At 38.1% G+C, this 25,342-nt stretch carries 21 protein-coding genes; 6 read left to right on the top strand and 15 right to left on the bottom strand.

The features are described from left to right. Positions 1 to 73: 73 nt before the first annotated feature. The 9 genes from ABXH06_RS04950 to iscX form a co-directional block, all read right to left on the bottom strand. Positions 74 to 709: a YfgM family protein gene (locus ABXH06_RS04950; RefSeq protein WP_353517479.1), complete on the bottom strand. Its 636-nt coding sequence runs from the start codon at positions 707 to 709 to the stop codon at positions 74 to 76. A 2-nt stretch (positions 710 to 711) separates the two neighbouring features. Beyond that, positions 712 to 1,992: a histidine--tRNA ligase gene (gene hisS / locus ABXH06_RS04945; RefSeq protein WP_311579762.1), complete on the bottom strand. Its 1,281-nt coding sequence runs from the start codon at positions 1,990 to 1,992 to the stop codon at positions 712 to 714. Positions 1,993 to 2,092: 100 nt separating this feature from the next. Beyond that, complete coding sequence (gene ispG, locus ABXH06_RS04940) at positions 2,093 to 3,211, bottom strand: flavodoxin-dependent (E)-4-hydroxy-3-methylbut-2-enyl-diphosphate synthase (RefSeq protein WP_311579760.1); 1,119 nt, start codon at positions 3,209 to 3,211, stop codon at positions 2,093 to 2,095. Positions 3,212 to 3,252: 41 nt separating this feature from the next. Further along, positions 3,253 to 4,239 (bottom strand): RodZ domain-containing protein, encoded by a 987-nt coding sequence (locus ABXH06_RS04935; RefSeq protein ID WP_353517478.1) that lies wholly within the window; start codon positions 4,237 to 4,239, stop codon positions 3,253 to 3,255. A gap of 4 nt (positions 4,240 to 4,243) precedes the next feature. Beyond that, positions 4,244 to 5,503: a type IV pilus biogenesis/stability protein PilW gene (gene pilW / locus ABXH06_RS04930; RefSeq protein WP_353517477.1), complete on the bottom strand. Its 1,260-nt coding sequence runs from the start codon at positions 5,501 to 5,503 to the stop codon at positions 4,244 to 4,246. Positions 5,504 to 5,536: 33 nt separating this feature from the next. Next, entirely contained in the window at positions 5,537 to 6,694 is a 1,158-nt protein-coding gene (gene rlmN / locus ABXH06_RS04925) for a dual-specificity RNA methyltransferase RlmN (RefSeq protein ID WP_311579751.1), read from the bottom strand. Positions 6,695 to 7,018: 324 nt separating this feature from the next. Continuing rightward, entirely contained in the window at positions 7,019 to 7,450 is a 432-nt protein-coding gene (gene ndk / locus ABXH06_RS04920) for a nucleoside-diphosphate kinase (protein ID WP_311579749.1), read from the bottom strand. 316 nt (positions 7,451 to 7,766) lie between these two features. Next, positions 7,767 to 9,458 (bottom strand): NAD-dependent malic enzyme, encoded by a 1,692-nt coding sequence (locus ABXH06_RS04915; protein WP_311579698.1) that lies wholly within the window; start codon positions 9,456 to 9,458, stop codon positions 7,767 to 7,769. A gap of 168 nt (positions 9,459 to 9,626) precedes the next feature. Next, entirely contained in the window at positions 9,627 to 9,827 is a 201-nt protein-coding gene (gene iscX, locus ABXH06_RS04910; RefSeq protein WP_311579696.1) for a Fe-S cluster assembly protein IscX, read from the bottom strand. Between the two features lie 242 nt (positions 9,828 to 10,069). On the opposite strand from iscX, the gene ABXH06_RS04905 reads away from it, so the two are divergent. The 4 genes from ABXH06_RS04905 (at position 10,070) to ABXH06_RS04890 (ending at position 15,131) form a co-directional block, all read left to right on the top strand. Beyond that, positions 10,070 to 10,315, top strand: a complete 246-nt coding sequence (locus ABXH06_RS04905; RefSeq protein ID WP_311579694.1) for a DUF2164 domain-containing protein — start codon at positions 10,070 to 10,072, stop codon at positions 10,313 to 10,315. 103 nt (positions 10,316 to 10,418) lie between these two features. Next, entirely contained in the window at positions 10,419 to 11,624 is a 1,206-nt protein-coding gene (locus ABXH06_RS04900) for an NnrS family protein (protein ID WP_353517476.1), read from the top strand. A 17-nt stretch (positions 11,625 to 11,641) separates the two neighbouring features. Further along, positions 11,642 to 12,598, top strand: a complete 957-nt coding sequence (locus ABXH06_RS04895) for a D-2-hydroxyacid dehydrogenase (RefSeq protein WP_311579688.1) — start codon at positions 11,642 to 11,644, stop codon at positions 12,596 to 12,598. 121 nt (positions 12,599 to 12,719) lie between these two features. After that, the gene (locus tag ABXH06_RS04890) at positions 12,720 to 15,131 is read left to right on the top strand and encodes an Ig-like domain-containing protein (RefSeq protein WP_353517475.1); all 2,412 of its coding nucleotides are present in this window, start codon (positions 12,720 to 12,722) and stop codon (positions 15,129 to 15,131) included. A gap of 81 nt (positions 15,132 to 15,212) precedes the next feature. Here ABXH06_RS04890 and ABXH06_RS04885 read toward each other — a convergent pair whose 3' ends face one another. Then, positions 15,213 to 16,550, bottom strand: coding sequence for an NAD(P)/FAD-dependent oxidoreductase (locus tag ABXH06_RS04885; protein WP_353517474.1), 1,338 nt, complete (start codon positions 16,548 to 16,550; stop codon positions 15,213 to 15,215). A 68-nt stretch (positions 16,551 to 16,618) separates the two neighbouring features. Between ABXH06_RS04885 and ABXH06_RS04880 the strand changes: the two genes are divergently transcribed. After that, positions 16,619 to 17,185, top strand: a complete 567-nt coding sequence (locus ABXH06_RS04880; RefSeq protein WP_353517473.1) for a GNAT family N-acetyltransferase — start codon at positions 16,619 to 16,621, stop codon at positions 17,183 to 17,185. 38 nt (positions 17,186 to 17,223) lie between these two features. Here ABXH06_RS04880 and ABXH06_RS04875 read toward each other — a convergent pair whose 3' ends face one another. Next, positions 17,224 to 18,741, bottom strand: a complete 1,518-nt coding sequence (locus ABXH06_RS04875) for an aminotransferase class V-fold PLP-dependent enzyme (protein ID WP_353517472.1) — start codon at positions 18,739 to 18,741, stop codon at positions 17,224 to 17,226. Between the two features lie 323 nt (positions 18,742 to 19,064). Here ABXH06_RS04875 and ABXH06_RS04870 point away from each other — a divergent pair, with 323 nt between their 5' ends. Next, positions 19,065 to 19,610, top strand: a complete 546-nt coding sequence (locus ABXH06_RS04870) for a PEP-CTERM sorting domain-containing protein (RefSeq protein WP_353517471.1) — start codon at positions 19,065 to 19,067, stop codon at positions 19,608 to 19,610. A 44-nt stretch (positions 19,611 to 19,654) separates the two neighbouring features. Here ABXH06_RS04870 and ung read toward each other — a convergent pair whose 3' ends face one another. The 4 genes from ung to thrA form a co-directional block, all read right to left on the bottom strand. After that, entirely contained in the window at positions 19,655 to 20,353 is a 699-nt protein-coding gene (gene ung / locus ABXH06_RS04865) for a uracil-DNA glycosylase (RefSeq protein ID WP_353517470.1), read from the bottom strand. A gap of 65 nt (positions 20,354 to 20,418) precedes the next feature. Further along, positions 20,419 to 21,723 (bottom strand): threonine synthase, encoded by a 1,305-nt coding sequence (thrC, locus tag ABXH06_RS04860; RefSeq protein ID WP_311579667.1) that lies wholly within the window; start codon positions 21,721 to 21,723, stop codon positions 20,419 to 20,421. Between the two features lie 53 nt (positions 21,724 to 21,776). After that, positions 21,777 to 22,760: a homoserine kinase gene (gene thrB / locus ABXH06_RS04855; protein ID WP_353517469.1), complete on the bottom strand. Its 984-nt coding sequence runs from the start codon at positions 22,758 to 22,760 to the stop codon at positions 21,777 to 21,779. Next, positions 22,760 to 25,228 carry a bifunctional aspartate kinase/homoserine dehydrogenase I gene (thrA, locus tag ABXH06_RS04850; protein WP_353517468.1) on the bottom strand — a complete coding sequence of 823 codons (2,469 nt, stop codon included), beginning with the start codon at positions 25,226 to 25,228 and terminating at the stop codon, positions 22,760 to 22,762. Before thrA ends, thrB begins: the two co-directional genes overlap by 1 nt. Positions 25,229 to 25,342 lie beyond the last annotated feature (114 nt).

Below are 25,342 nucleotides of genomic sequence, written 5' to 3'. Positions count from 1 at the left end.
TTGTATAGTTTACTTTAAATTGAACTATACAGTGGCTTAAAAAATTAATAATTTGCGAAATAATCCGCCAAAATTACTTCGTTAACACATTATGTTGTGCAAGATCATCAAGTTTCATCTGTAATACAGGGCTTGCTTGCTCTGATGCATCAATAGCAGCTTGATAAGCATTTCTTGCTAAATCAACTTTGTCTTGTTTTAAATAAGCGTCACCTTTGATCTCTTCAACACTTGCCTTAAAAGAGGCGGGTAATGGAGTCGCTAAGGAACTTAACGCATTGTCATATTGTGCTAACTCAATTTGTACTCGCGCTAGACGCGTTGTCGCAATCGCCTTTAGCCCTGGGTTGGTAGCTTTTTCTTGTGCGGTTGCTAAATACTCTGCAGCTTTTGCCCAATCTTTGTGAGAAGCAGCCTCTTTTGCTAACGCAAGTGCTGTCAAGACTGAATAGCTAGAATCGCCATTTTCACTGATAAATTTTTCGCCTTCAGCAAGGTAAGTTTTTTCATCGCCTGATGATAACTCGACAACGTTTTGATACGCTTCTGAAGTATTCACTTCCTGCGCTAATTTATTTTCTTGATAATAGCCATAACCAATAAAACCGGCGAAACCTAATACTAAACCGGCAATAATCGCATTGCCATTTTCGCTCCAAAACGCTTTAATTGCTTCTACTTGTTGTTCTTCTGTTTGATGATCAGACACTATTAACCCTTAATTATATTTGATAATAAACTCGGCACTTCTGCAAACGCCATGCTTTGTTGTTCATGTTGTCCGCGCAGATACTTGATCGTCACCGCTTGGTTAGCTATTTCATCTTCTCCGATTATAATAGCTATTTGCGCACCCGACTTATCTGCACGTTTCATTTGTTTTTTCATATTGCCACCACCACAGTGACATTGAATTCTTATTTCATTGACTTCATCACGCCATTGTTCCGCTAACGCATTAGCTTTTGTGTCAGCGCCCTCTCCTAACATAATGATATATGCATCAACTTGTGGGCGTATATTTTGCACTTTCTCTAAACTCGTTAGCATCAGTACAAGACGTTCTATCCCAATAGCAAAACCAACTCCAGGCGTTGCTTTTCCGCCTAATTGCTCAACTAATCCGTCATAACGGCCACCAGCACATACTGTGCCTTGTGAGCCTAAACTATCCGTAACCCATTCAAAAACAGTGCGATTATAATAATCTAAACCACGCACTAATTTATCATTGATCACATATTCAATGCCGGCATCGTCTAAGCGTTGACAAACACCTTCAAAATGCTCAAGTGAGTCTTGACCGAAATAATCAGCCAGTTTTGGCGCCCCCTCTAAAGCCTTTTGAACTTCAGGGTTTTTGCTATCTAACACTCTTAATGGGTTAGTGTGCATACGTCGCTTTGAATCTTCATCAAGTAAGTCTTGCTTTGCTGTTAGAAATTCAACTAACGCATCGCGATAATTTACTCGCTCTTCATTTGAACCTAATGAATTTAGCTCTAGTGTGACAAACTCATTGAGACCAAGTTCCCGCCAAAGTCGAGAAGTCAGTAAAATAATTTCCGCATCAATGTCTGGCGTTGCAATACCAAAGGCTTCTAGGCCAAATTGATGAAATTGACGATAACGACCTTTTTGTGGCCGTTCATGGCGAAACATTGGTCCCATGTACCATAAACGCTGCTCTTGATTATAGAGCAAACCATGTTGATTTCCGGCTCTAACACAACAAGCGGTACCTTCAGGTCGCAAAGTTAAACTATCACCATTGCGATCATCAAAGGTGTACATTTCTTTTTCAACAATATCAGTAACTTCACCAATAGAGCGCTTGAACAAAGCTGTCGACTCAACAATGGGCATACGAATTTCAGCAAAACCATAATTACTCGCGACACGGCGCAGTACTGACTCAACCATTTGCCAAATATTTGTTTCCGTTGGTAAACAGTCGTTCATCCCTCGAATTGCTTGAATTGTTTTACTCACCTAAGTGGTTCTCTCTGTTTGCTGAAAATTAAAAATAAAGCGCGCATTATAGGCAGTTTACACAGAAACGTAAATAAGCGACTGCTAAGCTTTGTTGGAATTAATCTATTTCTTGGATCTCAATTTTATTCGCTTTATCAACCATTTTTGCTTTGGCACGAATACGTTGCTCTAACTCATCAACTAAATTATTGTTATCAAAGCGTTCTTTTTGACGTATACCATCTAAATAATAGCCACTTTTTTTACTGCTACCGGTTAATCCTAGATCTGAAACAGTCGCTTCCCCTGGACCATTGACGATACAGCCAATAATAGAAACATCCATAGGAGTAAGAATATCTTCAATACGTTCTTCTAATGCGTTCACGGTTGAAATCACATCAAACTCTTGTCTTGAACAACTTGGGCATGCAATTAAGTTAATACCGCGGCTACGTAATTTAAGTGACTTTAATATATCAAAACCGACTTTAATTTCTTCAACAGGGTCGGCGGCTAAAGAAACACGTAAAGTATCACCAATGCCTTCAGACAATAACATACCTAAACCGACAGAGGACTTTACTGAGCCAGAACGCAAACCGCCTGCTTCGGTGATGCCAAGGTGCAAAGGATTATCGATTTGTTTAGCGAGTAAACGATATGCTCCTACCGCTAAAAATACATCCGACGCTTTTACGCTGACTTTAAATTCATGAAAATTTAATCTATCTAGAATATCAACATGACGCATCGCTGATTCGAGCAATGCTTCTGGCGTTGGCTCTGTGTATTTTTCTTGAATATCTTTTTCAAGTGAGCCACCGTTAACACCAATTCGAATAGGGATGTTTTTATCTCGAGCGCATTCAACCACTGAACGAACACGGTCTTCTCGACCGATATTTCCGGGATTAATTCGTAAACAATCAGCTCCGTATTCCGCGACTTTTAGAGCGATTCTATAGTCAAAGTGAATGTCTGTAACTAACGGAACCTTAACCTGTTTTTTAATTTCTCGAAATGCTTCCGCAGCATCCATGGTTGGCACACTCACCCGAACTATATCTGCGCCAACGGCTTCTAAAGATTTTATCTGCGCAACAGTAGCTTCAACATCCGTCGTTGAAGTATTAGTCATGGACTGAACCGTGATTGGCGCATCACCACCAACGGGGACATTTCCCACCATGATTTGACGGGATTTTCGGCGAATAATTGGAGATTCTTTAAACATGTTTACTCAATACAAAATAGTTATCGGTTAAAAAGCTAATTTTATTCTAAGGGAAGATTAAATTTTGCAATATTGCCACGACTAAATTGCGACATATCTACATCTTCATTTTCAAACATTATCGTCACTAACTCAGGCTTACCTAAGGTGATTTCAAATGGAGCTTGTCCGGTAATTTCCATTTTATAACCAGATTTTTTAATACCCCATGCGATACGCTCGCCTGTAGCATCATATATGTTGACCCAACAATCACCGGAAAATGTAAAAATAGCCACTTCAGCTGGACCAAAATCCATGGTTTCTGAGGGAGTTGTCACAGGGTTAATCGCAGGCGATATTTCTTGCTCGGTAGTAGCTGAATCAATGTCGATATTCGCTTCACTGACGTTAACGGAATTATTGCCCTGTTCGTTGGGCAAAAGGTTAGTGGCTGCTGATTTTAAAGTTTCAGATAACGTAGTAATTTCTGTATTTTGCGTAAGATCATTTTGCACCTTTGGCGTTTGTTTATCATGATTTACCGCTGGTGTTTTCGAGATACTTTCATTCACCTCAGTGGATGTTGGTGCTGTCTGGCTAACAAGATTATTTCCGTCATTGGATTTTTTTGCATCTTGTAACCACCACAGGATAGTAGAGCCAATTAACAGAGCTAAAATTAAATAACTAATCCACATCACCATATTATTTTCAGCTTGTTTTTTAGTTTCTTTAGAAAAGCTTTGCATCTCGGCGCCTTGCTTCTTTGCAACATTCAGCATTTCATAACCGGCAAGAACTTCATCAGCAGACACTTCCACTAATTTGGCATAATTTTTCAAATATCCACGATTAAAAGTTGCCGGTAGCGAATGATCAAATTGATCCTTTTCAATATCTTTAACTAAAGTAGTCCTAAAATTTAGTTTTTCGGCAACTTGCTGTTGGGTTAACCCCATAGCTTCTCTTGCTTCAGACAGTATTTGTCCTGGACCTATTACTTCGATATCTTCGCAAAGTTCTTCTATGTTATTCTCTGTGGTCATTTAGCTATTGCTCTTCAGGTTTTGCTATTTTTTTCGGATTCGCTAAATAAATAACATCTCCAATTTTCAAAATACTGTTGTGCTTAAGTTTATTCCAACGCATTATCGCTTTCATATGAATATTATATTTTTTTGAAATAGAATATAAACTATCGCCTTTAACGACAAGGTGAATAGGTAAACTCACCATCTGTTGTGCCGTAGAACCTGCGTTAATTGAAGTTTTAGACGCTAACGTTTTTGTGTTGGCTTGTGGTATTTTGGGTGTATTTTTTACTGTCGAATCAGTCGTTTTTATTACTTTTTCTTTAACAAGACTCGCTGATGTTTTTTTCGCAGTTTTGTGTTTATTTACAACGTTCTCTGTCACAGTCGTATTTGACGTTTTAGGTGATAACACTACAACCCGTTTTTTAGGTTGCTGCTGCCCTCGCAAACTTTCTTGATATGTTTTCGCCAATTGATCCGCTTCAATCTCGCTTAAGCCAGTTAACAAATATTGTTTCGACTCATAAGAGTTTGGAAACATTTTAACTAACATAGTGGCGTAGTTTTTCGCCGTTTTAGGGTCACGTTGTTTTTCAAAAATTTTATAAGCAAGCGCCAAAGCATTAGCTGAAAAACGACGTGTCGCTTTTTCATAGCGTTTTAAAAAAACCAACGCTTTTTTATACTCTGCTTTCGCATATTGTAATCGTACCATATGCAATAATGCTGAAGCACTGCTTGGGCTATGGAGTATCGCTTTATCAAAATACAATTCAGCTTTATCAAAAGCTTGTGCCTTTAATTGGCATAAAGCTAAATTTTCATAACTTTGTGAAACCAAAATATAACTTGGCTGGGCAATGGCTTTTAGAATCTGTTTTTCAGCGTCTTGATAACGCTGTTGTTTACACAAAAACACACCGTAATTATTTAAAGTATCGGCATCTTCGGGTTTGATCGATAAGGCTGTTTCATATGAGGCTATTGCTTGTTCTGGCTCGCCAACACTATCAAAATAATGGGCAAACGCGGTGTGAACTTGTACTAATTTGGGCGCAAAACGTTTCGCTTTTTCTAAATTTAACTTTGCTTGTGTGGTATTCCCCATTTTCAAATACCCCAGACCAAGCGAAATACGCGTCATCGCAATCTCGTTATTGGTCGATTCATTCTCAATAACAGGGGTACTTTTATCATTCTCGTAGTTTTGTGTGACGCAACCGGTAAGTACAATCACGACCGGTAGGCTGACAAGAAACTTTAAATATTTATCCATAAAATACTGACGTCACTATTAATTTATTGGCAATCAGACTATTTTTACTGATATTTCATCAGCTTTCACCTGTTTTTTTTCATCACGCTCTTTTGTGCGCTTGGTACGGTCTAAAACATCGCCGGCTAACTGACCACATGCAGCATCAATATCATCGCCACGAGTACGTCTTGTAATAACCGTAAGTCCATAACTTTGCAGAACTTTATCAAATCTGTCGATACGAGAATTACTTGACCTTTTATAAGGAGAACCCGGGTATGGATTAAAAGGAATTAAATTAATTTTACTCGGTAAATCTTTTAATGCGATCGCTAATTCGTGAGCTTGCTCGGTACTATCATTAACATGATCAAGCATGACATATTCAATTGTCGCCTGTTTATTGGCTTTTGAACCGTCAATGTATCGACCCGCGGCAGTTAAAAACTCTTCTAACGGATATTTTTTATTAATCGGCACTAATTCATCACGTAACGCATTGTTTGGCGCATGAACTGAAATTGCTAACGCACAATCAATTTTTTCTTTTAACATATCTAACGCCGGCACAACCCCTGAAGTACTTACCGTTACTCGGCGTTTAGATAAACCGTAGCCTAAATCATTCAACATGGTATCAAGCGCGGGAATTAGGTTTTTCATATTTAATAACGGTTCCCCCATGCCCATCATAACAATATTTGTGATTGGGCGTTTTCCTGCAATGCGCGTCGCGCCAATATCATTCGCGACACGCCAAACTTGACCAATAATTTCACTCATCGAAAGATTACGGTTAAAGCCTTGTTGGGCCGTAGCGCAAAAAGTACATTCCAAAGCACAACCCACTTGAGAAGAAACACATAACGTGGCTCGATCGTTTTCAGGTATCCAAACCGTTTCAACTTCTTGTCCGCCTTCAAGCTTTAATGCGTACTTAATAGTGCCATCTGATGACACTTGCTTCTCAGAAATTTCAGGTGCTTTAATTTCAGTATTACGTTGTAACTTTTCGCGTAACTTTTTATTTAAGTTTGTCATTAACTCAAAGTCTGAGTATCCGAAATGATAAATCCATTTCATGATTTGATCAGCACGAAATGGCTTTTCACCAATAGAATGAAAATATTCACGCATTGATTGATGATCCAAATTTAATAAATTAATTTTAGATTTACTCGGGCTAACAAACTCAGTGACTTCACTCATGTAAAAATTCTCGATACAGCAAAATTTCAGGGACAAATTGTACACTTTTCAACCAAAGCAAACAATTTTAATCAAAGGATAAAACAAATATAAATATTTTAATCATTTAGGCTATTTAGAACTTAGATAACCTTTAAAGTGCTTATATTTATTATATCGCTAAACAAACAAAAGGATTTTACTGAAAATTCAGTAAAACCCTTTGAGCGTTAATTTTTTTAAACGGTGTTAAAAGCAAGAATTCAAGTAGCAAACGCAGAACTTACGTGTGTAAGTGAGCATTTTCGCTACTGACACCTCGTTATTAACGACGTTTAAAGAAAATTATCTAGTGCGTGGACAAATTTCATCATCAGAGAAGAAATAAGCAATTTCACGTGCAGCAGATTCTAAAGCATCAGAACCGTGAGCAGCATTTTCATCAATACTGTCAGCAAGATCAGCACGAATAGTACCAGCAAGTGCTTCAGCTGGGTTAGTTGCGCCCATGATTTCACGGTTTTTAAGAACAGCATTTTCGCCTTCTAAAACTTGAACCATTACCGGACCTGAAGTCATGAATGAAACTAAAGCGCCAAAGAATGGACGTTCACTGTGTTCTGCGTAAAAACCTTCTGCTTTTTCTTTGCTTAAATGAACCATTTTAGAAGCAACAATTTTTAAACCTGCTGTTTCAAAACGATTGTAGATTTGACCAATTAAGTTTTTAGCAACTGCGTCAGGTTTTACGATTGAAAAAGTACGTTCGATAGCCATGATAAGCCCTCTTATAAATTTTAATAAATTAGGTGGTATAAATTTTGGCGCGATTATAGACGAAATATAATCAAATGACTAATGTTATATCTATTGTTGCTCATTGCGTAAAAGACGAGGTGTTTATCTCTGTTTACAGTCTTTCGTTGAAAAGCTAATACAGATAACCTTAGAGGAAAAATTTGATTATTTGTCTAGCGAAAGCACAAGATAACTATAAGTAAAATGAAGAGTCAGCCATAAAAAACCCGTTGCACTTGCGATTAACGGGTTTAGTCATAAAATTCTCAATAAAAGAATTAAACAAGAATAAAAATTAAATACTAATACGTTTATATTGACGATAGGCGGGTTGCCAAAAGTTACGTTCTATTTTCGCTCGCAAGCTTTCATCGTCTATACGTAGCGCTAACTCTTGGTCAAAGGCAACTTTCGCAACTGCAAAAGCAATTTTCTTACTTAAATTTGCAATCTCTGTCAGAGGTGGCAGTAATTCACCTTCACCGGTATTGGCTAAAGGTGAAGCCTCAGCTAACGTTTTACTCGCCACCATTAGCATTTCATCGGTAATTCGGTTGACATTGGCAGCAACCACACCTAAGCCAATGCCGGGAAAAATATAACTGTTATTACATTGGGCAATAGGGAAAACTTTATCTTTATGTTGAACAGGTTCAAATGGACTCCCAGTAGCAACAATCGCTTGACCATCAGTCCAATGAATCACTTGCGCTGGCGTTGCTTCAACTTGTCTGACTGGGTTACTTAATGGAAAAATAATTGGCATATCACAATGTGATTTCATCGCTTTGATCACTTGTTCAGTAAATAAACCTGAAACCCCTGATACCCCAATTAAAATATCAGGCTTGGCTTCATTAACCACTTCCAGTAATGAGGCAAATTCTCCTTCAATATTCCATGAGGCTTGAGCGTCTTTCGATTGGGTCAATTTTTCTTGAAAATCTCTTAAATCTTGCATGCCTTTAGTAAGTAAACCAAAACGATCCACCATAAAAATCTGACTTCTGGCTTGTTCGGGCGATATGCCTTCACTGATCATTTGAGCAATAATTTGCTCAGCAATCCCACAACCAGCAGATCCTGCACCAACAAAAGTAACTTTTTGTGCAGAGAGTTTTACGCCTTTTGATCGACATGCCGCCAGCAAGGTACCAACAGTAACAGAAGCGGTACCTTGAATATCATCATTAAAACAGCATATTTCATCACGATATCGAGTCAGCAAAGGCGTTGCGTTTGGTTGGGCAAAATCTTCAAATTGCAACATCACATGTGGCCAACGACGCTTCACCGCTTTGATAAACATATCAAGAAATTCGTCATATTTATCTTGTTCGATGCGCTGGTGTCTTGCGCCCATATACATAGGATCATTTAGCAATTTTTCGTTATTCGTACCAACATCTAACATCACAGGTAAACAATAAGCTGGGCTAATGCCACCACATGCGGTATAAAGCGCTAATTTACCAATGGGGATCCCCATACCACCGATACCCTGATCACCTAAACCTAAAATACGTTCGCCATCCGTTACCACAATAACTTTTACTTTGTTTTTGGTGGCGTTTCGTAAAATATCATCAAGTTGATCACGATCTTCATATGAAATAAATAACCCACGATTACTTCGATATATATCTGAAAATTGCTCACAAGCATCGCCTACGGTAGGCGTATATATAATAGGCATCATTTCTTCTAGGTGTTCTTGTACCAATTTGCAATACAAGGTTTCATTCTTATCTTGAATGGCTCGTAAGTAGATATGCTTGTTTAAATTCGTGCGAAAATTACTATATTGACGATAACAACGATCAACTTGTTCTTGGATCGTTTCATAACTTGGCGGTAACAAGCCAGTCAAATTAAAACTAATACGCTCTTCTTTACTAAAAGCACTACCTTTATTTAGTAAGGGTGATTCTAAAAGGCTGGGGCCCGCGTATGGTATATATAAAGGACGTTTATTTTTATTGGTCATAATAGCGTTGTAATAGTGATCTTATATGTTGTTATATTAATTTGGTGAATGTTAAAGATTCACCACGCGAATAAAGATGAGTTAGTATAGTCGAACGCCTTAAGACAAAAAAGCGTTAAATGAGGGAATTCTAGTTTGAATATCTCATTTAAAATAAACCAACCTTGGTTAATCCATTTCAGCAATCCAAGCTAATTGAATTGCTTCTAATACACGTTCACCACAATGCTTTGGGTCATCATCAAAGTTTTCAAGCGCTAAAATCCACTCTCTAAGTTCAGTGAAATGTAATTTTAGCGGATCAACTTCAGGATGTGCCTCCATTAAATCTAACGCTAATTCTTGTGAATCCACCCAACGATATCCCATATTTTACTCCGTTATTTTATTAACAAATGAAACCATAATGCATCAGCAAGCAGCATTAAGATCAGCCATAAAATAAGCATGCGTGATTTTCGACAAAACTGACAATCGGTTTGCCACATTTTTTTTAGTGCTGCTAGAAAATTGGTCACAACATTTTTTACATTAGAAAAATAAAATCTTTGGTTAGTATAGAGTAAACTCGATACACTATTGATAAATTTCTACCAGACAAGCTAATTTAAATGAGTGAGATTAAATTTTCCCCCCAAGAAAAAGCACAACTAGTGGATAAATTACAACGCTATTTTGATCGTGAATTAGAGCAAGAATTAGGGCAATTTGACGCTGAGTTTCTATTAGACTTTGTCAGTAAAGAGTTTGGTAGCTTCTATTACAATCGTGGCTTATATGATGCTCAACATATCATCAGCGATCGTGTTGAACAAATCAGCGAAGCTATTTATGAATTAGAAAAGCCAGTGAATTAATCACAGAAAATAATCATTAAATGTGTTTTCTTTGATCTGCTTTAATGAATTATTAACGCAAAGTTTTAGAATGGTTTATCTACTTTAAATAGACGTGCAGAAAATGATGCAAATTACTGACTTACAAAAAGAACAAAAAATTCTACCCCTTTTACGTTTAGGTTTTAGACCTTTCTTTTTATTCGGTGCTGCTTTTGCAGTGATTGCTATTTTTATTTGGTTGTTGATGCTACAAGGTAAAAGTGACTTCACTCCCTTCGGTGGTGGTTATTGGTGGCATTTACATGAAATGATATTTGGTTTTGCCAGCGCCATTATTGCCGGATTTTTATTAACCGCGGTACAAAATTGGACCGGAATATCAGGCATTCAAAATAAGTCATTGTTGTTTCTTGTTTTACTTTGGTTCATCCCTCGAATAGCCTTAATTCAGCCCAATTTACTCGGCGAAAACATCACGATGTTATTAGATATCGCCTTTTTACCCGCTGTCGCGGTTTTCCTTGGCAAGCCGATTATCAAAATTAAACAATATCGTAATTTATTTTTTGTCCCGTTGTTAATGCTCTTTACGTTAGTCAATATTGAGTTTTACTTGGCCTTGATGTCGCCTGAAAATTTTTCAGTACAATTATCTGCCTATGCGGGAGTGATGTTAATCACCTTATTGATGTCGGTAATGGTAGGCAGAGTTGGTCCAATGTTCACCGCTAATGGCACTCAAACCACAAAAGTGACGAATATTGCATGGTTAGACAAAGCCACGAATGGCAGTTTAGCTCTCATCACCTTTTATTTAATCTTACATCCACTAGTGGCTATAAATCTCCAAGTGCTTGGCAGTTTATTTATTCTTGCGGCTATGTTTCAAGCGATTCGTATTGCTCGTTGGCGTCCATGGATCACCATCAAGGTGCCATTATTATGGTCTTTACATTTAGCCGTGATTTTTATTGTGCTTGGGTTATTTTTTATCGGCTATAGTTATTTTTCAACTGAATTATCAACCAGTCATTTATGGCATCTTTTGACGATTGGTGGCATGGGAGGATTAATTCTTGCGATGATTTCTCGTGTCTCTTTAGGTCATACTGGGCGTTCATTACAACCGCCAAAAACCATGTCGTTGGCTTTTTTATTCATTTTTATTGCGGCTATTATCCGAAGCTTTTTACCGTTAATATTCCCTGAGTCTATACTGAGCATTTATCAAGCAAGCGCGGGTCTTTGGTACTTTTCGTTTGGAATTTTTATTTTTCATTATGCGCCTATGTTATTGAAAGGCAGGCTCGATGGCAGACCAGGTTAATTATTTAAGGATATAACATGCACGCGGTTTTTCTTGATCAACAAACGTTTTCAGCCGATATAGAGTTAACTGACATTAAAAATCAGATCTCCTCATTAACCTGTTACCCACTAACTCAACCAGATGAAGTACTAAGCCGTGCTCAAGATGCTGATATAATTATTACCAATAAAGTGTTGTTGGGTGAACAATTATTAGCAAAATTGCCACAGCTAAAGCTCATTTGTATCGCCGCAACGGGTATTAATAATGTCGATATTGATGCTGCTAAAAAATTAAATATCGGGGTAACGAACGTCAGTGGTTATGCAAAAGGGTCGGTTCCTCAATACGTTTTCGGACAAATGTTGGAGTATTTTAGTCAAGTAAGTCATCACAATCTAAATGTTGAACAAGGGTTATGGCAGCAGAGTCCTTCTTTTTGTTATCACGGTAATGGTAGCCATGAATTAGCCGATAAAACGCTAGGGTTAATTGGCTATGGTACACTCGCTCAAGCAGTAGAAAAAATTGCACTGGCCTTTGGCATGAAGGTGTTAATCGCTGAGCGTCCGAATCGTGAAAACATTCGCACCGGCAGAATAGCGTTTAATACCGTCGTAAAAGAAGCCGACGTCCTGTCTTTACATTGCCCTGAAACCACCGACACTATTGGTTTAATTAATGCTGATGTTTTCAACAAAATGAAATCATCTGCAGTGTTAATCAATACTGCTCGTGGTGCTATTGTCAATGAAGTTGATTTACTTAACGCACTCAAGCGCAATGAAATTGCATACGCCATTCTTGATGTCCTTAAGCAAGAACCCCCCGCTCCAGATCATATATTATTAACTGATCAGCCACACAATTTAAAGATTACCGCACATATTGCTTGGGCAACTATTGAAGCACAACAAAGACTTATTAAAATTCTTGCCAATAATATAGCCGATTTTATTGACGGAAAACTTACCAACCGTGTAGATGTTTAATCGCTACAATTAGCCTCTTAACATTAATTAGTACATTGATATACGTGGACTTTTGTTAAATAGCCTTTTATGATTTAGTTTAACAACAAATAATAATTATCCTGTACTGGAATTTTCATTTATGAATAAGTTTTTAAGCACACTTTCTTTGCTTCTTTTAATGCTCATCACAGGTTGTAATGGTAGCTCAGGTGAAAACCCAACAGACAGTGACGAAGTGTCCGTTGCAACAAGCATTTCGGTGGTTTTGCTCAATAATGAAGGTGTCGAACAACTTAGTTTTGATACCAATGATAACGTGACAGTGCAAGCAACCGTTAAAGATCAATTTAATGCGGTGATGAGCGGCACTAGAGTAAATTATTCAGCAGATTTAGGTAGTTTATCGGTTGACTCTAAACTGACAGATTCCAATGGCGTAGCCACAATCACTATTTTAAATAGCGATCTTATTTTAAGTGCCGGCACGCTTACCGCTTCAGTTGCTAGCGCGGAAAGTAGTATTTCCACCAGCATTGATTATGAATATACAACCTCCACTGTCGTAGCACCCTCACTAAGTGCATCAATAGCGATGCAACTTAATGGTCAAAACACTAATCAATTTAAAAGTAATGAACAAGCACAAATTCAAGTTACCCTACTCGATAACACAGGTGCAGGGGTTAAAAATGAAATAATAAACTTTGCGGCTGATATAGGTTCGTTAACAACAACCACCGCATTAACCAATGAAAATGGCCAGGCAATTGTCACATTAGCCGGTGACGACGTGATCGGTGCTGGGGTTATAGCGGTTTCTTTGAACAGCAATAGTAGTATCAGCGCACAAATGAACTATCAGATTCTACCAGCAGATACCGTATTACTTGATGATGTCCGCATTGGCTATTTTGATGAAAACAGTCAATTTATCGAAGGAGCTATTAAGCTTTCAATTACCGATCAGACAATCAGCGCAGGCGGCACATTAGGTTTGACCGTTGAATTAGTTGATAGCGAAAATAAGTATATAAATACGCCCACAACGGTTTCCTTTACTTCTAATTGTGTGATCAACGAAACAGCAACCATAGACGAAACAGTTATTAGTATCAAAGGTAAAGCTGGGGCTACTTTTGAAGATATTAATTGTGCAGGCATTAATGGCACTGAAGATATCATCGTCGCTTCTGTCACCTCAAATGGTGTAACAAATACCGCTTCAACGAATATCAACATTAGTTCAGAAGAACTTGGGTCAATTGAGTTTGTCTCATCTCAACCAGATTCCATCGTAATCAAAGGCAGCGGCGGTCAAGAAACATCGACGTTAACTTTTTTATTAAAAAGTCAGTTAGGAAATCCCCTTGCACAACAAGAAGTTGAGTTTAGCTTAGACACTATTGTTGGTGGTATTGCTTTAAGCAGAGCCAGTGGCTTCACCAATAGCCAAGGTTTAATTACCACACAGGTTTCATCCGGTACTGTGCCAACAGTCGTCAGAGTTACCGCGAAAGCCATTATGGAAGTTAATGGTGAAACTATCAGCGTACAAACGCAATCAAGTGAACTGTCAGTAAATACTGGGTTACCAGAACAAGCTTCAATGACCATTGCTGCCACAGTGCTTAATCCAGAAGCCGACATCGTTGGCCAAGAATCAGTGATCCGCGTTTGGCTAGCCGATAGTTTTAATAACCCTGTGCCTGATGGCACACCAATTAATTTCACGACTGAAGGTGGAACAATAGAATCATCATGTAACACAGTTGCAGGTAATTGTGCGGTAACTTGGACAGCAACAGAGCCTTATTTAACAGATCATCGTTCGACAATTTTAGCCACCACGTCAGGCCATGAGACATTTTTTGATTCAAATGGTGATAATGTCTTTGACAACAATGATGGTGATGCAATTAATAATAACATGGTAAATTCAGGTTTTGGCCGACAAGTTGCCTTATCTGCTGGTTTTGTCGATATGTCTGAAGCATGGCGTGATGATAATGAAAACCATGTTAAAGATCCTCAGGAAACAAAATTCTTTGACCAAAATAATGATGATCAATTTAGTCTAGCTGATGAAAAATTTAACGGTCCACAATGTAGTGGTGATAAATGTGATAATGAGGTGAAAAATGCGATATTGCGTAAAGCATTAGTATTAATTATGTCATCTAGCAGTAACCCCAATTTCGTTTTATCTGATACCACTCAAACGACAACCTATGCTGATAATCAAGGAACGAGTAATAACTTGCCAGACGTTGCTGATGGAAGCGCGTTAGCATTACGTTTCCGTTTTGCAGACAGTGCGATGCAAACCATGCCAATTGGTACCACAGTTACCGTGACACTTGATGGTGGAGAATTACAAGGAACAACAACAATATCAGTAGGAAATACTAACGCTGATGGTTTTAGCGCTATGGATTTCTCTATTAATAACCCTATCGATGGCGATCCTGCAACAGCAACGTTAACTATCAGTATTGAAACCCCTAATACTTTAGCAACAACTTATGTGACTAAATCAATCAACTTACTGTAACAACGAAAGTAAATTTTTACGGCGCTCTAACATTGAAAAACACCAGCTATTTCAGCTGGTGTTTTTAGTGAACTATGATGCTTAAAACCACGTATCTTTAATTTTTCCATAATGAAAGTAACCCCACTGCCCGACACGTCTTAATGGCGCTAAAGGAAACTTAGGCAACGGGCGGTCATATAAAGGTAAATGTGGAACCGACTTTTCAGCGACCTTATCTGCTAAACGTTTACCTGCTTGAACAGAGAATGACACTCCTGCACCGCAATATCCCATACTATAAAAAACATCTTTCGTGTCATTCTGGAAAATGTGTGGTAAGTCATCTAATGCCATACAAATCCAGCCTGACCAAGCATAGGCAATATTTAACGAATGTAAGGCCGGGAAACTGCTTTTTAATACGGACAATAATCTTTTGGCATAATATGGATCTTCTGCGCCCTTCCCTGTAATAGCTCCTCTGCCACCAAATAGAATGCGATTATCAGGTAATTTTCGATAATAGTATTTTAATGCCCTTGTATCCATCACCACATTTGAAGTAAGAAAATTACATGCAGCCATTTGTGCCTCAGTTAAGGGCTCTGTCACTATAATTTGAGAAAGCACTGGTAAGGTACGATCAGAGACTAAAACATTAAAATTTTTAGGGGTATAACCATTAGTAGCAATAACCACTTTCTTTGCCTTTACTATTCCTTGAGGGGTAATTAATTGCTGAACTTGGCCATTTTTATGCCAATCAATGACTGGCGATGAGCAATAAATTTTAGCCCCAGCTTCTCGTGCTAACTTTTGATAACCCCACGCCAATTTTAATGGGTTTAAGCCAAAACCATCTTGATAACGAATAGCACCATATGCATTTTTATCATCCATATATTGTTGACTTAATTCATCTTTCGATAATATTTCAACATCATATCCAAACATTTTTTTTTGCAATTTCGCCAGTTCAATCAACTCATTCAGTTTATTGGCTTTATGCGCAACCTTTATATAGCCTAAGCTTTGTGGATCACAGTCAATGCCTTCATGAATCAACTGATTAACAGTTTCAACGCCCGCCGACATTTCTTGATAAATACCACGCATCACTTCTTCACCCCATTGCTTTTGCATGGTTGAAAAAGATTTTCTTCCTGATGACTTTAAAATAAAGCCAGCGTTTCGACCACTGCATCCCCAAGCCGTTTGGTTCGCTTCTAGCACATGTGCTTTAATATTATGCTCTCTGGCAAGGTGTAAAGCACAAGACATTCCTGTATAACCCGCACCAATTATTGCAACGTCAACATCTATATCTTGCGCTAATTTACCATCATTCTCAGGAGCTACACCTGAGGTATTTGCCCAGTAACTGTTGGGGTATTTTTCTCCGCAACCTGGTGACTTATCATGAAGAGGATCGTACATCGGTTTCCCTAAATTATTATTCCAATGGTAAACTAACAATAATCAGCGAAAGATCAATCAAATTAATAATGAAAAACACCATACGCTATCACGCGATCACACCTGAAGATTATCAAGCAGTCATTGAACTAGGCACACAAGTTCATGGTGAAGGATATATCAATGCACAAAACCTTGAACAATGGGTTCAAAAAGGCATAAAAAATGGTACTAATGCCGGGTTTGTCGCTTATGATGATGACAAATTAGTCGGTTTTCGAGTTACCTTTGCTGTGGGAAATTGGCCAGTAGATTCATGGTGTTCGCCTGAACTGTGGCCTAGCGAGCAAAACAAAGTATGTTATTTTAAATGCAACACTGTTGATGAAAACTATCGCGGCTACGGCATAGGTAGTCAATTACTGCAATTAGCCATTACTGCGGCAAAACAGCAAGGAGCCAATGCGGGTGTCAGCCATTTATGGATGCAGAGTCCTGGAAATAGTGCCGTAAAATATTTCACTAAATGTGGTGGTAAGTTAATGAAGATTCATAATGATCGATGGCTTGAATTGAGTAAACAAGGTTATATTTGCCCTGTATGCGGCAAAACTTGCCATTGTAGTGCCGCTGAAATGCTTATCGAATTCGATTGATAAACTTATGACAAAAGCGTTTATCAATCGATTTTTCATTAACCAAAAATACGATGCAAAATTGAAGGGTTAGCTTTATTCACTGAACACGAATGCATCGGATCAAAACCTTTAAGTTCTGGAAACTCAACCGCTAAATGACAATGCTCAAAATCGCCTGTCGCTGGATTAAAGCGATATTCTTGGCTCCATTGGTAAATATTTTCAGTTACTTGATGGATAGCATCGACGACAAATTCAATTTCTTTATTCGACATAGTCGGATGAAAAGATGCGCGGATCCAACCCGGTTTTTCCGCGTAATCCCCCGAGTTAATTTTCTTAGTGATTTTATTCGAAGTATCATGATCAACATTAAGGAGTATATGACCATAGGTTCCAGCACAAGAACAACCGCCACGCGTTTGCACGCCAAAGCGATCATTAAGGATTCGAACCACTAAATTGTAATGCGCTCCCAGTACGTAAAATGACACTATCGCTAAACGGTCTTTCATGTTTGGCTCTAACATCACTACACGTTCATTTTTACTTAAATTATCCATCACATAATCTGTAATTTCTTTTTCACGCAAGGCAATATTTTTAACCCCCATCGCCTCCTTTACTTTAATCGCTAAAGCGGTACGAATACATTGTAAAAATCCTGGGGTGCCACCGTCTTCACGTAAAGCGATATCATCGAAAAAACTATGCTCTCCCCAAGGGTTCGTCCATGTCACCGTTCCGCCACCTGGATGATCAGGGACTTTATTTTTATACAAGGATTTATTAAACACTAAAACGCCTGAACTCCCCGGACCACCAAGAAATTTGTGAGGTGAGAAATAAATGGCATCAAGAGCTTGTTTCGGGTTTGTCGGATGCATATCAATATCAACATATGGCGCTGAACAAGCAAAATCAACAAAGCACAAGCCATTATGTTCATGCATTATTTCAGCGAGTTGATAATAAGGAGTCTTGATCCCCGTAACATTTGAACAGGCGGAAAAGGAGCCTATTTTGACTTTTCTGTCTCGATACTTTGCTAATAATGTTTGTAAATGCTCTAATGATGGTAAGCCGTTGCTGTCAGGATCTATGATCTCCAAAGTAACATCGCATTCATACCAAGACGTTTGATTAGAATGATGCTCCATATGAGTGATAAAAACGACAGGCTTATCAATTTCATTAAAGCTCACTTGTTCTTGCATACGCTCAGGTATACGTAAACCTAAAATACGTTGAAATTTATTGATCACTCCAGTCATACCGGCTTCAGCCGTAATTAACACATCATTGCTACAAGCATTAACGTGCTTTTTAATAACATGTTGCGCCTCATGATAAGCATGCGTCATCGCACTGCCTGTAAGGTTGGTTTCAGTATGAGTATTAGCAACATAAGGACCCAGCGTATTGGTTATATAATCTTCAATCGGTTGATATAAACGGCCGCTCGCCGTCCAATCAGCATAGATAATTGCGAGGTTTTGACCATTAATTTGATGGGATAAATCATTACCTATGACATGACGACGAAAGGGAATAAAGTAATTTTCTAAAGACATAACAACACCAAAACCAAGTGAAACATTCGATATATTCTATCAACCCTTATTAAAGGAGCAAGTAAAACCAATATAAAAACAATTAATAGCAAATAAATTTCTATTTAATCTATTTTATAGTTTTATATACTTACAAAAACACCTGCGTCATTATAAATTAGAAAATTATTTCAGAAGAATTGAATGTCTGTTTTTTTTACACTCTGTGCTTTCTTAAATCGCCACAAACCAATAAATACATACATAACAGTCACTTACAGTATTGGCTTGAATTATGCTTTGAAACACATAGATAACAATAATGTTTAAAAAAGGAAAACAACATGTTTATCCAATCTATTAAAAAGTCTATTGCTTTATTTACGCTATTAATCTGCGCATTTTCGTCTCAAGCTACAATCATTGATTACAATGATTATACAACTGATACGGCGCAAGGATTAGACTTCCTTGATATTGATATAATGGCGGCAAATACCAGCAGCTTCTTTGGTGCTGGCGTTACTTTTAATGGCCGTACTTGGGTATTGGCAACAACAGCACAATTAAACCAGTTATTTTCAAATATCACAGGTGAAACTGTGACATCCACAACTTCACACAACTTTCAAGCTGGTGGTGCCAAGCTCGTATTAGATTTAGTTGCTGATCCAACGATTGCCTCTTCAGATTGGTTACATACTGCAAATGGTGGTATGTATATCCATTATAGTTGTTGTAATGACACGCATGTTTCAACTGCTGATCAAGGTAATGTTGGTGCATGGTTAGTTTCACAAAGTGTTAGCGTGCCAGAGCCGACAAGTGTTGCTATTTTTGGCTTAGCTTTAGCATGCTTAGGGTTATCACGTAAGCAAAAACAAGCTTAAGTGTAATATCATTTTATTTGAAAAGGCTTCTAATGAAGCCTTTTTTATTGGCTGTTATTTTGTAATTGCCAATTAATAATGTTGTTATTATTTTTTGCCAACCAAGCATTAGCTTTTGAGAAGTGCCCACACCCAAAAAACCCACGATAAGCCGATAACGGAGACGGATGCACTGAGGTTAAAACGCAATGCTTGTTAAGATTAATATTACGGCCTTTTTTCTGAGCATGGCTGCCCCATAACAAAAAGCAACACCCAGTATTTTTTTGATTAATTTCGTCAATAATAGCATCAGTGAATTTTTCCCAGCCTAATTTGGCATGAGCATGCGCTTGGCCTTGCTTAACCGTTAACACCGTATTAAGCAATAATACTCCTTGCTTTGCCCACTCAACAAGATTGCCATGTTCGGGGATTTCAAAACCGTCAATATCTGTTACTAGCTCTTTGTAAATATTCGCTAAAGATGGTGGAACTTTAATGTTAGGATTTACTGAAAAGGCCAAGCCATGGGCTTGAGGTTGATTATCTTTTCCAACGCCATGATATGGATCTTGACCGATAATAACGACTTTAATATCAGCCAAATCACAATAAGTAAACGCATTAAAGACATCTTTTTCTGGTGGAAAAATGGCATGATCTTTTCTTTGCTTTGCCAAGTTTTTTTGTAATTCAATAAAGTATGGTTTATTACTTTCGCGCGTAATTATCGCGTGCCAATGCGGTAAAATTTCAGACATAAAAAAAGGGCAGTTATTTAACAGTGCCCTTAGTTTAACGTATCAAGTTTTAAATAAATAAAAATTTATGCTTTTGCTAATAAATACTGTCTTAAATCGTTAAACTCAGTACTTTGTTCAACCGAAAGAATAGTCTCAGACGCACAATCAGCTAATTCTTTAGGTAAACCAATCGGTTGACCTAAAGTACTTTCAACAACTTCTTTAAATTTAGCTGGGTGAGCGGTACCTAAAAACACCCCAAACTCCTCATCAGTAGCATTATATTGTAATGCTTTATATGCAACTGCAGCATGAGGCTCACTAATATAACCAAGTTTTGCTAAACCAATTACCGTCATTTGTGTTTGCTCTTCATCGATAGAAACCGAGCTGACACAATCTTTCTCGACTAAACCAGACTTCAACATAAACTCGACACGAGGCCAGTTATTCGGGTTGCTTACATCCATCGCATTAGACATTGTGGCAACTGTTTCATTCGGTGACCATTCGCCGGTTTTTAAATAACGGGGAACTGTATCATTAGCGTTTGTTGCCGCGATAAAACGTTTAATAGGTAACCCCATCGCTTTAGCAAATAAACCTGCCGTTAAATTACCAAAATTACCACTTGGCACAGAAAAAACAATATTGTCTAGGGCCGCAGCACCTTTTTGACGATACAGTTGAGCGACAGCTTCAAAGTAATAACAAATTTGCGCAAGTAAACGACTAATATTGATAGAATTGGCAGAATTTAATCCAATGGCCTCTTTTAACGCTTTATCATCAAAAGATTGTTTGACTAGCGCTTGGCAATCATCAAAATCTCCATCAACAGCGATTGTTTCAATATTGCCACCAAGCGTCGTGAACATTTTCTCTTGTAATAAACTGATTTTTCCTTTTGGATACATAATCACAACACGAATGTTATCTATACCATGAAAAGCATGTGCTACGGCAGCACCAGTATCACCAGAAGTAGCTGTTAAAATGGTAATTTTTTTATTATTTCCTTCTTTGGCACTAAAAGCTTGTAAACAACGCGCCATAAAACGAGCACCAAAATCTTTAAATGCTAATGTTGGACCATGAAACAATTCCAAAATCGCTCGATTTTCACTAATAGGTTGAATTTGCGCAGGAAAATTAAAGGCATCCGTGACAATATCAAGAAGTTGTGCTTTCGTTAAGTCTTCGCTAACAAATGGATAAAGTACTTCAACGCTTCGTTCTACCATTGGCAGAGCCAGTAGTTTTTCAATGTTGTCGAATTGAGGTATATTCTCAGGGAAAAATAACCCTTGGTTACGCCCTAATCCTTGCTTTACTGCGCCAGAAAAACTGACTTGTTCATCATTTTCTTTTAAATTATAAAATTTCACTTGTACTTCCTACTAATACTTAAATGGCGTTATGAATTAACAAAGCTTTATTGTTAAATCTGACACGCACCTTGAATATCTGCTTGGCATATATGAACAAAACCTTCACATATTCCAGATCTTAAAGTCTGTAAATAATGCTCTTCTAACCAAAGCGCAAAACTTTGCGCTTTTTCTTTATCGTCAGTCACACAAAACAGAGTGGGTCCTGAGCCTGAGATCCCTACGGCTAAACAACCTTGTGAAGACAAGTAATCACAGGCATTTTCAAAACCGGGTAAAAGATGTTGACGATAAGGTTGTGCAACAATATCTGTTACAACTGAGAATGCTTGCTGTTTATCATGACGATGGCAAGCATCAACAAAAGTCGCTAAATTTTGGCCAAAGGTAATGACGTCACTGCGTGAATAACGCTCTGGTAATACATCTCGAGCCGCCTTGGTGGATACTTCAATGCCTGGGTAAGCCATGACAAAATAGCAATCATCAAAAGAAGGTAACGTACGCGTGATAATATTACTGTCAGGTACCATTAATTGCATACCGCCAAAATAACAAGGTGCAACATTATCATAATGTAGGCTACCGCTGATTTTCGCTTCCATTTGCCCCATCATAAATAGCATTTTTTCTTTATCAAAACCAAATTGATGATTAGTTTGATAATAACAATTTAACGCTTCAAGCGCCGCAACCACAGAGCAAGCACTGGAACCTAACCCACTGCCAACCGGCATTTTTTTCTCAAGCGTTAAGGTTACCGAATCGATAGCTTGATTCATTTCAACTAATGCTTGGTTAAATAATTGCAAACAATGCCAAACAATATTGTCGGTTGGCTCACCGGGAAGTTTTTTGGCAAACTCTCCTTGAACAATTAAGCTATTTGACTCACTAGCGGCTACCGAAACTACATCACCTAAGAGGGTACCATCAATCGGTTTTACCGCTAGCCCTAATACATCAAAACCAACACTAACATTACCAATAGATGCTGGGGCAAATACAGATACTTTTTGTTTGCTTTCACTCATTAGTGTTGTTGCTCCCACGCAAGTGTTCTTAATAAGTCACCGAAAACCCCTGCTGCTGTTACGGCAGCGCCGGCACCATAACCTCGAAGTACAAACGGTAAAGGTTGATAATAGCGGCTATGAATAGCTAAGGCATTTTCGCCATCTTTAATGCCATATAGAGGGTGGTCTTGACCGACCGCGTCTATCGAAACTTGACATTTACCATCAATGATAGTGCCAATATACCGTAAAACTTTACCTTCTGCTTTAGCTGACGCGATTCTTTCTGAAAAAGGCCCATCTAATTGTGTTAGGTTTTCCATAAAAGTGGCAACATCTCCACTGTCATCAAATCCTTGAGATAAGACAGAGTCGACTTTAATATCCGATAACTCTAATTGCATCCCCGCTTCGCGAGCCATGATCAACAATTTACGCGCAACATCCATCCCACTGAGATCGTCACGAGGATCTGGCTCTGTAAAACCATTTTCTTTCGCAATCGCCGTAGCTTCTGAAAGCGTCATCCCTTCTTCTAACTTACCGAAAATATAAGAGAGTGAACCTGATAACACCCCTTCAAACTGCTGCAACTCATCACCGGCTTTGATTAAACTTTGCAAAGTATCAATAACAGGTAAACCTGCCCCAACCGTTGTTTCATATAAGAAGCGACGATTGGTTTTTTGTGCAGCCGTTCTTAACGCTTGGTAATATTGCCAAGAATCTGTATTGGCCTTTTTATTCGGAGTGACGACGTGAAAGCCTTCGTTTAAAAAATCAACATAACTCATTGCCAAGGTTTCATTAGATGTTGAGTCAACAATAACCGGATTAATTAAATGATTTTCGCGTACAAATTTTTTAATATTTTCAGCAGAAACAGGTACTCTTTGCTGCTCAGAGTTTTTAGCTAATAATGGCTGCCAGTTATCTAATTCAATGCCGTCTTTATCAAAAACAATCCCTTTACTATTAGCGATACCGTAAACTTTTACCGAAATATTTTGTGCTCTTAATTTAGGTTGTTGACGTGCAATTTGGGCAATCAATTCACTGCCAACTACACCACAACCTACCAAGAAAACATCAATGGTTGGTTTATGTGAGAAGAAATTTTGATGACTGACTTTCATGGCATCAGTACATTTTCTTTTTTCAATAACAACCGAGATACTACGCTCAGATGAATCTTGTGCAATTGCAACGATATTGACTCGTGCTTGTGCCAGTGAGCTAAAGAATTTCGCTGCAACACCTTGTTGGTGATGCATGCCATCTCCTACCAATGACACAATAGACAAGTCATGAGTAAGTGAAATTGGCTCTAATAAACCATTTAACAATTCAAGTTCAAATTCTTGTTTTAAACTTTCTTCAGCTAAACGAGCATCCGCAGAATGAATACAGAAACTAATACAATATTCACTCGATGATTGGCTAATTAATACAATAGAAATGTTATCTCGGCTCATAGTAGCAAAAACACGGCTAGCCATACCAACCATACCTTTCATACCTGGACCAGAGACATTAACCATCGTTAAATCATCAAGATTTGAAATCGCTTTTACTTGTTTCTTTTGATCATTTTCATTAGCAATTAACGTCCCTGGTGCTTCAGGATTGCCAGTATTTTTAATTAAACAAGGAATATGATACTGCGCAATAGGACCAATCGTTTTAGGGTGTAACACACTCGCACCAAAAAATGATAATTCCATTGCCTCTTGGTAAGATAAATAATCAAGTAAACTTGCTTCTTTTATTAAACGAGGATCAGCATTATAAACACCATCAACATCTGTCCAAATTTCACAACATTCTGCTTGCGTACATACAGCTAATACAGCGGCAGAATAATCCGAACCATTTCGTCCTAAAGTAGTCACTTGACCTTGGCTATCAACACCGATAAAACCAGGCATCAAAGCCACTCTATTTAACTTGTCGTATTCAGCTTGAAATTTCTCTTTGCATAACACTAAATCAGCTAAGGCATTTAAAGAAACGTCGTTCGTTCTGAGAAATTTTTCTGGCGCTAAGATTGAGACATCTATATCGCTTGTCCGTAACACTGAATCTAATATCGCAACACTCATTCGTTCACCAATACTAATGATGATTGAGCGAATATGATCAGGGCAATAAGACAACATTGTTGCCCCTTGTAAGTAACGGCTTAATTGATGTTCCCAATTTGCCAATACTTGTTCAGCGTGCTGAACATCAAAATTATTCAATGACGCAGCAAGGTCATCTATTATGGTTTCAATTGCATGTCTAAAATGTTGCAGATCATTTTGTAATTTTATTTCATCAGAAATGTTTTCTGCCATCGCCACTAAATGATTCGTAACCCCTTGCGGCGCAGAAACAACGACACCAACGGCTGATGACATACTTTGATTTTTGATGATATTGGCAACTTGAACAAACCGTTCAGCTGATGCCAACGATGATCCACCAAATTTTAACACACGCATTTTTACTTCCTCTAAAAACGAAAAAAGCCCGTAACCTATGGTCACGGGCTTTGATAAAATACTATATTTTACACGTTAGCCAATGACCGCCATTCCGGTGAAGGTGGTGGTAAT

Source organism: Thalassotalea sp. SU-HH00458 (assembly GCF_040362795.1).
GTDB classification, from domain to species: domain Bacteria; phylum Pseudomonadota; class Gammaproteobacteria; order Enterobacterales; family Alteromonadaceae; genus Thalassotalea_H; species Thalassotalea_H castellviae.
This window is presented reverse-complemented; position numbering and strand designations above follow the sequence as displayed.